Annotated in this window: 10 protein-coding genes and 1 tRNA gene; 8 read left to right on the top strand and 3 right to left on the bottom strand. The window is 29.3% G+C overall.

Translation table 4 applies throughout. The features are described from left to right. Positions 1–8 precede the first annotated feature (8 nt). The 7 genes from secDF (at position 9) to EXC34_RS02600 (ending at position 8,864) form a co-directional block, all read left to right on the top strand. Positions 9–2,507, top strand: coding sequence for a protein translocase subunit SecDF (gene secDF / locus EXC34_RS02630; protein WP_129687795.1), 2,499 nt, complete (start codon positions 9–11; stop codon positions 2,505–2,507). Between the two features lie 138 nt (positions 2,508–2,645). Beyond that, on the top strand, positions 2,646–3,497 hold the full coding sequence (truB, locus tag EXC34_RS02625) for a tRNA pseudouridine(55) synthase TruB (RefSeq protein ID WP_129687794.1): 852 nt from the start codon (positions 2,646–2,648) through the stop codon (positions 3,495–3,497). Positions 3,498–3,508: 11 nt separating this feature from the next. Further along, the gene (locus EXC34_RS02620; RefSeq protein ID WP_129687793.1) at positions 3,509–4,345 is read left to right on the top strand and encodes a YcsE-related riboflavin metabolism phosphatase; all 837 of its coding nucleotides are present in this window, start codon (positions 3,509–3,511) and stop codon (positions 4,343–4,345) included. Between the two features lie 15 nt (positions 4,346–4,360). After that, positions 4,361–5,227: an FAD synthase gene (locus tag EXC34_RS02615; protein WP_129687792.1), complete on the top strand. Its 867-nt coding sequence runs from the start codon at positions 4,361–4,363 to the stop codon at positions 5,225–5,227. Positions 5,228–5,343: 116 nt separating this feature from the next. After that, positions 5,344–5,610, top strand: a complete 267-nt coding sequence (rpsO, locus tag EXC34_RS02610) for a 30S ribosomal protein S15 (RefSeq protein ID WP_004421573.1) — start codon at positions 5,344–5,346, stop codon at positions 5,608–5,610. 89 nt (positions 5,611–5,699) lie between these two features. After that, positions 5,700–7,325: an arginine--tRNA ligase gene (gene argS, locus EXC34_RS02605; protein WP_129687791.1), complete on the top strand. Its 1,626-nt coding sequence runs from the start codon at positions 5,700–5,702 to the stop codon at positions 7,323–7,325. A gap of 174 nt (positions 7,326–7,499) precedes the next feature. Then, positions 7,500–8,864: an FAD-dependent oxidoreductase gene (locus EXC34_RS02600; protein WP_129687790.1), complete on the top strand. Its 1,365-nt coding sequence runs from the start codon at positions 7,500–7,502 to the stop codon at positions 8,862–8,864. A gap of 155 nt (positions 8,865–9,019) precedes the next feature. On the opposite strand, the gene EXC34_RS02595 is transcribed toward EXC34_RS02600, so the two are convergent. Further along, positions 9,020–10,375 (bottom strand): hypothetical protein, encoded by a 1,356-nt coding sequence (locus EXC34_RS02595; RefSeq protein ID WP_129687789.1) that lies wholly within the window; start codon positions 10,373–10,375, stop codon positions 9,020–9,022. Positions 10,376–10,728: 353 nt separating this feature from the next. On the opposite strand from EXC34_RS02595, the gene EXC34_RS02590 reads away from it, so the two are divergent. Further along, positions 10,729–12,036, top strand: coding sequence for a glycosyltransferase family 2 protein (locus EXC34_RS02590; RefSeq protein WP_129687788.1), 1,308 nt, complete (start codon positions 10,729–10,731; stop codon positions 12,034–12,036). Between the two features lie 76 nt (positions 12,037–12,112). On the opposite strand, the gene EXC34_RS02585 is transcribed toward EXC34_RS02590, so the two are convergent. Next, entirely contained in the window at positions 12,113–12,925 is an 813-nt protein-coding gene (locus tag EXC34_RS02585; RefSeq protein WP_129687787.1) for a TIGR00282 family metallophosphoesterase, read from the bottom strand. 127 nt (positions 12,926–13,052) lie between these two features. After that, positions 13,053–13,126: transfer RNA gene (locus EXC34_RS02580), tRNA-Trp, on the bottom strand. Between the last annotated feature and the right edge of the window lie 10 nt (positions 13,127–13,136).

The following is a 13,136-nucleotide window of genomic DNA, read 5'->3' as shown; positions in this document are numbered from 1 at the left end:
TTGAGACTATGAATAAATTTAAGGAATTTTTTAGAAACATTTTTTCAAAGAAAACTTGAAGCAAAATCTTTTCACTAAATGGCTGGAAAAGATGATTTTTATCATTTTTTATTGTTTTAGGTGCTATTACAACGGTTTCGGTTGGAACTACTTTATACACTGCGAAAAATACAAAAAAATCTATTGAGTATGGCGGTGGTCAAGAATTTTTAGTTTCTGTTAACTTCAATGGTTCAAAGGAATCAATTAATGATGTTGCTAAGTCAATTGCAAATAGAATTAATGATCAAGACACAAATATAACCGTTGAAGGTGGAGATAAAATCAAAATTTCAAAATCTGGTAATTTTACATCTGCCGATAGAGTTCATTTTGAAAACTTAATTTCTAATAAATCAACCTTAATTTTTACTGACACAAATGGCCAGCCACTATTTAGAAATGGCGTGTTTGTTGAGCCTACTGAATCTAATAAAATTGATTGAGATTTAGTTTATAAAAATACTGAAAAATTACAATCATTTGTTCCGCCAATTAAAGATGCGAGATACAGATTTAATCAATATAATAGCAGTCATTCAACTGAGGTAGTTTTAGCAAACAAAAATGCCGAAATTGAATGAACTAAGTTAACTGAGTACATTTCAAAGAAACAAAATAACAAATACCTGCTTTCATGATTAAATATTGACGAATTAATTTCATTAGCAAATATAAAATATCCTCAAGAGTGATCTAATGCGAAAAGAAATCCATACAATTTTGTTTATATCAATGAACAACCTGTTTTTCAAGGTAAAGAAGGTGTTCTTAAAGAAAATGTTTTTAACGCCTCTAAATATTTAGTAAATAAAATTGGTGTTGCCCAACCAATTAGATCTGAAAGTTTTTCAATCCCATCACGTTCAAGAACAAAAAATGATGCAGTTAAACTTGCAGAAGAAATAAATTATGGTACCGCAAAATACGATTTAAAAATTATTTCAAGCAATTTTATTGCATCAAATGACACAAATAATGCTTATTTATTTTCACTAATAGCAATCGGAGTCATATTAACATTTTTAGCAATTATGTTAATTGTTAATTATGGTTTATTGGGAATGTTGAGTACAATTTCCCTTGCTTTATATACATTTTTAACACTTACTTTAATTACAGTCTTGCGTGGTGATTATTCTCCTATATCGTTTGGTTCAATAATTTTAGGTCTTGCCATTTGCTTTGATTTCAATGTTTTACTACTCGGCAGACTTAAAAAAGAAATTTATCGAGGAGAAAAAATGAGGAAAGCCGTTGCTACTTCACTTCATTCTTCGCTCACTCCAATATTTGACTTTTCAATTTTAACTATGCTAATAAGTTTTGCTTTCTTCTATTTCACAGTTCAAAACGTAAGAACATTTAGTATTTCATCAGTAATTTTGGTGATTAGTTCATTAATCGCAACATTCATTGTTACACGTTTGATTGTTCCATTATTAGCTAACACAAAAACATTCATTTCCAATCCTCGACTTCTTGGAATTAGAATGCAAAAATACAATAACCCTGTCGAAAAAGCCTCTAATTTAAATTTAATAAAACACTCAAAATGATTCTTTATTAGTCTTTTAATTTTGTTCATTTGTTCAATAATTTCAATAACATTATTTGGATTAATTTCAAAAGATTGAGCAAATGCTCTTAATTTATCAACAAGTTTTAGAAGCGGAACCAATATAACAATTCAAGGCGCGAATGGTTTAAATAAAATTCAAGCTAGCCAAATTAGAGACTTATTGATTAACGACGCAAGCAAGCTAAATATCAATAATGCTTCAAGTGTTATAAGTGTTTCAGCATCTGATATTCATTCAACGGTGTACAACGTTATTATTAAAACAACTCAACTATTTGAAACATCACAAATTAACTTAATTAGAGCAAAATTAATTGATAGTGGATTTATTGGAATTCAACTTCTAACATTCAACACAAGTGTTGCTAATGCAATTGATATTTTTTCAAAAACAGCAATTGCACTTGCACCTACCTTATTAATCATTGCACTTTATGTTTTAGTCAGATACAAATGAACATACTCAATTGCAGTGGTGTTTGCCTTAATTTTAGATTTATTAGGCATTTTAATTGTTGTTGCATTATTTAGAATTCAAGTAAATTCAATGTTCTTAATAGGATTTATATCTGCACTGATATTCTCATTAAATGACAAAATAGCTCTTATAAATCAAATCAGGGAAATTATGAGCAATCAACATTTAGGTGACTTTGTTGAGCAAAAAGATATTGAACAAGCTGTTCAAAAATCAGTTAGATTAAATGCGAAAAGAAGTCTTTACTTTGCTATTGTTTCAATAATTATTAATGTCATTGCAGCAAGCTTTATATACCCAATTAATTTATCATTCACACTTACATTTATTGCTGGAATTATATTGAGTTCATTAAGTACAATATTTGTAATGGCTTATATTTGACAAAAACTTGAAATTAAACGCTAAAAAGGAATTAAAAATCGTCATTTTAACAAATTCTGAGTAACTCCAGGCCATGACGAACAAATTTTCCCAGGTGTAAATGATTTTGTTGCTTAAAATTTAAATATCGCGCTTGCGATATTTATTTTGCAAGGAGGAATTATGTTTTATTTATTAAACAAACCAAAAGGCATCTCTTCTTTTAAATGTATAAATGATTTTGCTAAAACAAATAAAATAAAAAAAATTGGCCACACAGGCACTCTTGACCCTCTTGCCAGCGGCCTACTTTTAGTAGCAACTGATGACGATACAAAATTGATTCCTTACATCAAGGATAAAACCAAAACGTATATAACTTCGATTGAATTCGGAAAATCTACATCCACCTACGATTCAGAAGGCACAATTACAAACACATCAGTCAATCGCCTAAAAAAAAGTGATATTAATAAAGCAATCCAATGACTTAATTCGCAAAAAACTCAAATTCCGCCTTTATTTAGTGCTAAAAAAATTAATGGCGCAAGAGGTTATGATTTAGCAAGAAAAAATATTGATTTCGAACTAAAGCCTCAAAATATCGAAGTTAAAAACACAAAATTAATTGATTTTGATGAACCAAATCAAATATTAACCGTTGAATTAACTGTATCCAACGGTACATATATTCGTTCGCTTGCTAATGACATTGGTTTAGCTTTTGACACTTTTTCTTACATGAAAGAACTTGAACGCACTAGTATTTCAACTCTGCAAAAAAATATGCTTGCCAACAACAATTTTGTTGCTATAATTAATTTTACGCCCTTACTTTCTTTACAACATATTAATGTTAGTTTTAATCAATTAATTCAGCTTAAAAATGGCCTTGATATTGAATTCACTATTGAAGATGGTGAATATTTATTGACCTGCGAAGAATTTGATAAATGTAATGTTTTGGGAATAATAACCGCAAATGCAAAAAAAATTAAACCTAAAAGGTTATTTGGTTCGCGTTTGCCTAAATAGATAGGAGAAAAATGAAAAGCGAATTGAAAAATAATATTAAGTTAGCCGCTTTTGATATTGACGGAACTATTTTACCCTATGCCGCACCTGCGCTGAGTGATACAGTTACCAAAATGTTTAAAGAATTAAAAAATAATAATATTTATTCAACTCTTTCAACTGCTCGAGAATTTATTACTATTGGAAATTTAATGGATAAAACTCCGGATTTGGATTTTTTTATTGGTGCTAATGGAATGTTTGTATACGATTTTCAAAACAAAAAGATAATTTACGAAAAAACAATTAGTCTTATTGATTTAAAAATTATTTATGATGAAGTTTTAAAATGTGAAGATACAACTGGTTTAACCGTTACTGATCTTGACTGATGTTACTATTCAGAAGGCACGCATTTAAATACTTGATTTTTAAGTCCACATGCTGCGAAAATGAAATTGTTCGACTTAGATACAATTGATGAGGAGCATATCCATATCATTACAATTCAAACCCAAGGTGAAGAGCACACTAAACGAGCTGTTGAATATTTTGAAAAAGTTATCAAAGATAATAATTTAAATGTTTCAATCAATTCATATTGACACAGTGGGCTTTTCATTTGCCCTAAAGGTGTAACAAAAAGCCAAACTATTGACTGATTGTGTGAATACTTAAACATTGAAAACTCTAAAAATGTAATTGCATTTGGCGATAGCTCAAATGATATTGAAATGGTTTCTAACGCTGCATATGGAGTTGCAATGAACCACTCTGAGCAATATTTAAAAAATGTTGCAAATGACGTTGCTGGCGATGTTAAAAATGACGGAGCATACTTAAAATTAAAAGAGTTACGCCTAATTTAATTTATAATATTATTCATGCCATTAAAAGTTTACACTCTAAATAATTTACCAAGATTCAAAAGGCCAATATTTATAATGGGCTCTTTTGAATCTTTTCATTTAGGACATAAAAAACTTCTTGAAAAGGCACTTTTTTTATCTCAACAAGACAATTTTGAAAGGGAAATAATACTAATTTATTTCGCTGATACACAAAATTTACCAAAAAATTCTAATCAAGTTTTTTGTGATGAGATATACCGCCTTGAGGGTTTTTTAATGAATGGCGTTTTAAACGCAATTCAATTAAAATACAATGAAATTAGTCAATTATCACATGTTAGTTTTATTGATAAATTGATTACTAATCAAGATGATTTCGATATTGTAAGTGGCGATGATTTTCGCTTTGGCAACCGCGCTTTAGGCGATATAAATTATTTAGCATCGCGCTTTAATAACAATTATCACTGCGTACAGATGCTAAAACTTGAAAATAATCAAAAAATTTCGACAAGTTTTCTAAAAGAGTTAGCATTACAAGGCGAAATTGAAGTCATCAACATGTTAAATTGTTTTAAATTTGGCTTTAATGCATTCATTCAAAAAAGCAGCGGTATTTTGTTTTTGGATTTTGATGATAATTTAACTAGAATGCAACCCGGGATTTATGCTGCTAATATTGAAATAAATAAGATGGGTTATTATTGCCTTCTGTTGGTAAAAAAAGACAATACTCGCACTATTGAAATGATTGATTTTGATTGAACTTCTATTGAAAGATTCCATTGTAAAATAATCATTCACAAACTAATTAGGCCATTTTATAAAAACAGTTTAGAAGAAACTAAACCTGACGATTTTGCCAAAGCTAAAGAATTTTTTATTGAAAAGGTAAAATAGCAAATTACTTAGTTTTTTTGTATTTTTGCTATAATCATATAGATTATACTTAATCAATTTTGTACTAGGTTTAAATGTAAATTTATGCTTGGTCAAAACATAATAAAGGAGTTATTATGATAACAAAAGAACAAAAAGCTCAATTAGTTGCTAAATATGGTAAAAATGCTAAAGATACAGGTAATTCATTTGTACAAATAGCTATTTTAACCGCTGAAATTGAAGATCTAAAAAAACACTTTGAAGCAAACCCAAAAGATAACCACTCACGTCGTGGATTCATGGCTAAAATTGCTCAACGTCGTGTTTTATTAGCGCACTTAAAACAAGAAAACTTCGATTTATACTCAAAAGCTCTAACTGAACTAAACTTAAGAAAATAAGTATTCCACTTACTTGCCTTTGGCAAGTTTTATTTTGACTTTTTTAATTATTAAAATTATCAATTTTAATTTAAAGTATAATTTCAATTATGACAAAATCACAAATTAAAGAATTATTACTTATTGAACTTAAAAAGATTGCTGAAGAACTAAATATTGAGCGTGAAATTATGCTAACTGAGCCAAAAAGTCATGGCGATTTAGCAACTAATATTGCAATGGGTCACAAGGAATATAAACCAATAGATTTAGCTAATAAAATCATTGAAAAATTACAATACATAAAGGACAAACTAAACATTGAAACTATTGATGTTGCTGGTCCTGGTTTTATCAATTTCACACTTAAAAATGATTCATTTGTTTCAGGCATAAAAGAAATTTTAAGCAAAGGTGCAAATTATGGTCGTGGTTCAAAAAAAGGCAATATAAATATCGAATGAGTTTCTGCTAATCCAACAGGTTATTTACATGTTGGACATGCAAGAAATGCTGCAATTGGTTCAACAATTGCTAATATTTGTGATTTTAGTGGTTTAAATGTAACTCGCGAATACTATATTAATGATGCTGGTAATCAAATTAATTTATTAGCTCAAAGTATTTTTGCACGTTATCAGCAAAAATTCAATAAAGATTTTTCAATGCCAGAAGAATCATACAAAGGTGAAGATATTATTTGGGCTGCTGAACAATTTTTTAATAAATATGCAGACAAATTCAAAGATAAAGAACTTAAAGATGAAATTTTAGACATTTTCAAAAATGAAGGTGTTGAATTGTTTTTAGGTGAAATTAAAAAAGATTTAGCAAACTTTAATGTTCATTTCGATAAATATTTCAGTGAAAAATCTCTTTATTTAAACAATAGTAAAATAATTTATGATGTTATTAATAAGCTAGAAAATACATTCCAAAAAGATGGTGCGACTTGACTTAAAACAACATTAGATGGCGATGATAAGGATCGTGTTTTAATAAAATCAGATGGTTCATTTACTTATTTTTTACCAGATATTGCCTACCACGATATTAAATTTAAATCAAATGGCGCAAATCCATTAATTTTAAATGTTTGAGGAGCGGATCATTCAGGATACATTAAACGTATGCAATCTGCAATGAAAAACTTGCAAAACAATGACAATAATTTAGTAATTCTATGTATGCAACTTGTTCGTTTAATCAAAAATGGCGAAGAGTTTAAGATGTCAAAACGTAAGGGTACAAGTTTTTGATTGCGCGAGTTTATTGATTTAGTTGGCACAGATTCAGCTCGTTTTATTCTTTTAGATCGAACTACTAATACAAAACTTGACTTTGATATTGACTTAGCCACTACTAAAACCAATGATAATCCTTCATTTTTAGTTCAATATGCTAACGCAAGAGCTTATTCATTACTTGAAAAAGCAAATGCATTGCAAGTTGATTTTAATCTTGAAAAATATGAAAATACAAACGATATAAAACTTATTTCACTCTTATTAGATTTTCCTAATATTATTGAAAAATCAGTTGAAAAATTAGTTACAAACTTACTTACACAATATTTAATTAAGTTAGCTAAAGAATTTAATTCATGATACTCAAACACTGACAAAATTTTAGAAAAACAAAACAAAGATAACTCGCTCGCGCTTGTTAAATCCGTTAATATTGTTCTTGAAATTGGTATGAGATTAATTGGTATTTCAATCCCGCATAAAATTTAATTCCCGACTGGGAATTTTTTAAATTTTTGTGAAATAAAATTTTGCAATATTCAACATAAAATCAATTATTTTCGCAAAATTAAGGCAAAATATTTATACATATTATTAGTATCTATATAATTGAATTGAAATTTAAATTTTTGTTTCTAATTAGAACGTAAGAAAGGATTCAATATGAAAATTATATTAGTTGGGGCAAACCATGCTGGTACATCTTTCATTAGAACATTAAAAACTGTTAATAAAGATGCTGAAATTACAGCTTATGACAGAAATACTAACACTTCATTTTTAGGTTGTGGTATTGCAGTTTGAGTTGCTGGTGAATTTGACGAACCAGGCGGACTATTTTACTCATCACCAGAAAGTTTAAAACAAGACTATGGTGTAAATCTAAAAACAAACCACGAAGTTATTGCTATTGATAAAGCTAAAAAACAAGTTACAGTGCGTAACAATGCAGATGGTTCAACATTCACAGACACTTATGACAAATTAGTTTTTGCAGGTGGAACTTGACCAATCGAACCAAAAATCAAAGGTATTGAATACAATAAAATTGTTTTATCTAAACTTTACCAACACGCTCAAAAATTAATTGAATACGCAAATGATAAAGACATTAAAGATGTTACTATTGTTGGTGCAGGATACATTGGTGTTGAACTTGTTGAAGCATTCCACTTAAAAGGTAAAAAAGTTACTTTAATCGATGTTAACAAACGTGTTACAGGTAACTACTTTAGTGAAGAATTTACAAATGTTATGCAAGCTAACATGCGTAAAGAAGGTATTAAACTTGCTTTAGGTGAAAAAGTTGTTGAATTCAGATCAAAAAATGGAAAAGACGTTTCAAGTGTTGTTACTGACAAAGGCGAATACAAAACAGATCTAGTTGTAATGTGCATTGGCTTTAAACCAAGAACAGACTTTGTTGACCTAGAAAAACTACCAAACGGCGCAATTTTAGTTGATGAATTCCAAAGATCAGTTTCAGATGAAAACATCTATGCAGTTGGTGACTCATGTGCACTAAAACATGCTGTTACTGGTGACAGTAGACACGTTGCTTTAGCAACAAACGCTGTTAAATCAGGTTTAGTTGCTGCATTACACATTGCCGGCGTTAATGTTCCTTTCCCAGGCGTAGCTGGCACAAACGCAATTAATGTATTTGATTGCCACTATGCAGGAACAGGATTCACAGAAGAAATGGCAAAAGCTAATGGTTTTGAACACGCTGCATCAGTTCACTTTGAAGATATGGACAGACCAGAATTCATGAGAGAAGCTGAAAAAGTTGCATGTACCATTGTTTATGACAAACAAACATTAAAACTACTAGGTGTTCAATTAGGTTCATGGGGTAAAACAATTCATGCTGAAACAATTTACATGTTTGCTTTAGCAATTCAAAAAGGCTTAACATTACCAGAAATTGCTCTAACAGACGTATTCTTCTTACCTCACTTCAACAAACCATTTAACTTCTTCTTAGTTCCAATGCTAAAAGCACTAGGTATTAACTACAAAAAATAAGTATTTTAAGCAAGTATAGACTTGCTTTTTATTTTGCTTTCAATTAATTAAGGTAGTTAAACATACTTAACTTAAATATTTAAGCAACAAAAAATGCGTATGATACGCATTTTCGTGTAAATTGGCAAATTTTTATAATCTTAAAAAAAGATTTATTATTCAAGATTATCAACTTCACCATTGTCCGTTGATTCTTCAGTTGCTTTAGGTTTTTTAGCTTTTGCTTTTTTGTTAGATTTTTTTCTTTTTTTCCTTGTTGTTTTCTTTTTAGGGGTTTTTTCTTTTTTCTCTTTTTCTTTATCCGCTTTTGGATTGGTTTCAGAGTTATTTGACTGTTCTTTTTCTTTATTTGAATCTTTTTGAGGTTGACTTGAATCGCTATTTGTCTCAGTGTTGCCTGTTGTAGGAGGTGTTGCTACATTTGATTGTGGTTTGTCTGATTCTTTTTGTTTTTCTGGAGAAGTACTCTCGTTTTGTTTTTCAACTTTTAGAGATTCGCTAGGTTGTGTGTTTGGTTTTAGTTTCTTGTTTTCTGGTGTGCTTGTACTATTTTCTGAGTTTGCCGATGTTGATTGAGGTGTAAGGTCAAGGGTTTGTGAAAACTCTTCAGTTCCTTTTTTATTATTTTTATCAAACAAAACTCATTTTAGAGTGTATTTGTCATTTTCTTTGACAACTTTAATTCCGCGACTATTGCCGCCCTTAAGGCTAATGTTGGCTTCCTTGCCCTTTTTACTATCTTTATTTGTGTTGACTTTTTCTCATCCAGAGACACTATTTGAAACTGTGATATATGTTTTAGATTTGTCAGCAGCTTTGCCTAATATTACTTTTCCATCACTTATTTTCAGAACAGATTTTTCACCTGAAATAACTTTATCTAATAATGCGGGAATTTCACTTTTGTGTTCTTCATTTACTACAAAAAGTGCGCCCTTAACAGAGGGTTCATATAATTCGGGCATTAAATATTTATCTTTTTCACTTGTATTTGTATTTCCATTATCTGCCTGGTCATTTGGAAGAATTTCATGGTCTTCGCTATGGTTGCCAGGTTGCACACCATTTTCTGGTTGTGTTTGTTTACTTGGGTTATCTTGTTCGCCGCCTTGTGGAGTAGTTATTTCTTCATCGGTTTTAACTAGAAATCCAGTAAATTCTTTGGTTATTAAATTTGATTTTTCTTCACCTTTTTGGATTGCGAATTCAACGCTTAAAATTCCTTTTTTATCATCTGGGCGCAAACTAACATCGCTTTTTTGATAGCCATCCTCAATGTCTGTAAATTCAATTTGATTTTCTTTAACATCGCTTGCATGAGTTTTGCTTGCTTCGCCAATAAATTTAACTTTCACATTCGCTGCAACAGTATTAATATCTTTGTCTTGTTCAGTGGTTTGTGTATTTTTTTTGATTTCATTGACTTCTTGCTTATGGCAAGAAGTTAGCGAGATAGGTAATATTGTCGAAGATAAAACTCCAACACTTAATAGTAATTTATGTTTTTTCATCACACCTCTAATCATTGTTTTTATAAAGTATATTATTATGCTTGTTTGATATATACGTATATATGTATATATCAATATATTTAAAGCTACAAAATTATATTACTTTATTTTTTTAACCTGTTTTATTAAGGTTTTAGAACTCATTTTCTCAGAAAAATTTCCATTATTTTTAAGTTTATTAAACACTCATATATGGAATACTCTTTTAAAGAGTTCAAATGTCGTATAAGCCCATTTTATAGGTATATACGACTTTTTGTTTGCTGCATGTGGAAAAGAACTTGCTATATATATATATATATAATTTTGAAAATTTTTTCCATATAGATTGGACTGAAAGTGAGTAAAGTTATATGCAACAACTAGTGCTAGCTACAAGAATAATTACTTATATAGGTATAGGTATTACCACCCTATTTACTGCAATATTCTTTTTGCAAATTTTTTATACTTTTTTTGCCTTGTTTATAAAAAATAAACGCTTTAATAAAACTAATAAATTTAATAATCATTGCATTATCATTCCCGCCCATAATGAAGCACATATTATTGGTGATTTAATTAAATCACTTAAAGCTATGAAATATCCTAAACAATATTTTAAAGTTTTTGTGGTTGCTGATAATTGCACTGATAACACTGCCCAAGTTGCTTTGCAAGCAGGGGCTGATAAAGTTTACGAAAGATTTAATAAACAATTAATTGGGCCAAATTTTGCAGTACATGAAACATTATTAAAAATAAAAGATGAATTTGGGGATTTTGATTCATTTTCATGATTTGATGCTGATAATATTGTTGATGAAAATTGATTAAGCATTATGAATGATGCTTTTAATGATTCTAAAAAATATGATTATTTTACTTCGTTTAGAGATACACAAAACTTTGAAGATAATTGAATTTCTTCAGCTTACTCAATTGAATTTTATCGTTTAGTATCGCAAGTGGCTACAACGCGTTCAGCATTTAGAAATCCTCATATGGTTGAGGGAACTGGATTTATGGTGCGTTCAAGTCTACTAGAGAAAAACAATTATTGAGGCAAGTATCAATCAATGGTTCATGATACTGAGTTTAGTTTTGATGCACTTGTAAATGGGTATAAAGGTGTATATGTAGACCAAGCAAAATTTTATGATTTGCAACCAACCGACTGAAATATATCTTGAAAACAAAGAACACGATGAACTGTTGGTAACTATAAATTGGGCAATTTAATCAATAAAACATTATTTAAAAATTTATTTTTTAAATTGGAAGCCCCACAGAAAAAACTTAATTATTTAGAGTATATAGCAATGCTTACGCCTTCTTGATTATTTTTCTTTACTTTGTTAATTATAAATACAACTATTACTGCTTTAAACTTGGTTTTATTAGCCAATAACATTGATAATATAGGAGTATATTTAGGTGCATTATCATTACCTATTATGTTTATCTATTATTATCTAATTACTTTTATTATGGGTCTGTGTGTAATTATTAGACAAGCAAAGAAAATAAAACGCTTTAGCCCGTGAAATAAATTTAAAGCATTAATTACTTATCCTATCTTTATCTTTTTAAATATACCTATATCAATGTACGCTTCAAAAAATAAAAACATGAAATTTGTTAATACTCAAAAACAAAGATCGCTAAATACTAAAATTTAATTATTAAAATAAAAAAAGCTCGAGTTTGTTGCTCGGGCTTTTTTGTATTTTTTATACAAATAAATATTTATTATTTCTAGTCATTTGGCAGTATCTTAATACACTCGATTGAGTTATTTTGTTTTTCAATTGTGTTTAATTTTAAAATAACAGCATTAAATTGGCATTTATTATTTGAAATTTGAAATTTTGATCTGCTCGCATAGCGCATATGTTCATAAACTTCCTGAAAATTAGCGCCAATTGCACAATTATATGGCCCCACCATACCAACATCTGAAATAAAACATGTTCCATTTTTTAAAGTATGCGCATCATTGGTTTGTACATGAGTGTGTGTTCCACAAACTGCATCTACTTTACCGTCTAAATATTGAGATAATACAGCTTTTTCACTTGTTGTTTCAGCATGAAAATCAACAAAGTGAAAATCAGTTTTTTGGCCATTTTCAATGATATTATCAATTGCATCAAAAAAGTTTTGCGCATATTCCTCTTTTCATGGGTGAAGCAATTTGTTAAATGAAATTCCCATTAAAGAAGTTACCCGAAGTGTACAATCATTAATTTTGAACACATTGCTGCCATGCCCTGCGTATGAGTTTGAAATATTCAATGGTCTAATCACGTCGGGATTTGCAATTATTTCAAATATGCCATTTTGTGCTCATACATGATTCCCAAGTGTAAAAATATCAATGCCAATTTTTTTTAGTTGTTCATAATCTTTTTTAATAAAGCCTTTACGATCTGAAACATTTTCGGCCTGAGCAATAGTAACATCAATGTTGTGTTGTTTTTTTATATTATCTAAATGTTTGGCAACCATATCAATCCCAGGTTGACCAAAAATATCTCCAATAAATAGAAGATTTAATTGTTTATTCATATTTCCTCAAATCTACAATATAACTATAGCATATTTGTATAAATTTAATTTATATATTTAGTATATATTGGTTTAAATTAAGAAAAAAACACCTAAATTAGGTGTAAAAATTTGAGTATAACTCATATGGCGGGGGTTAAAGGAATCGAACCCTTGCAAGCAGTTTTGGAGACTGCAGTACTACCATTATACTAAACCCCCATTTCGCACA

The sequence above is a fragment of the Mycoplasmopsis bovigenitalium genome (assembly GCF_900660525.1).
Lineage (GTDB): Bacteria > Bacillota_I > Bacilli_A > Mycoplasmatales > Metamycoplasmataceae > Mycoplasmopsis > Mycoplasmopsis bovigenitalium.
The sequence above is the reverse complement of the archived record's forward strand: the minus strand, read 5'-3'. Positions and strand labels throughout refer to the sequence as shown.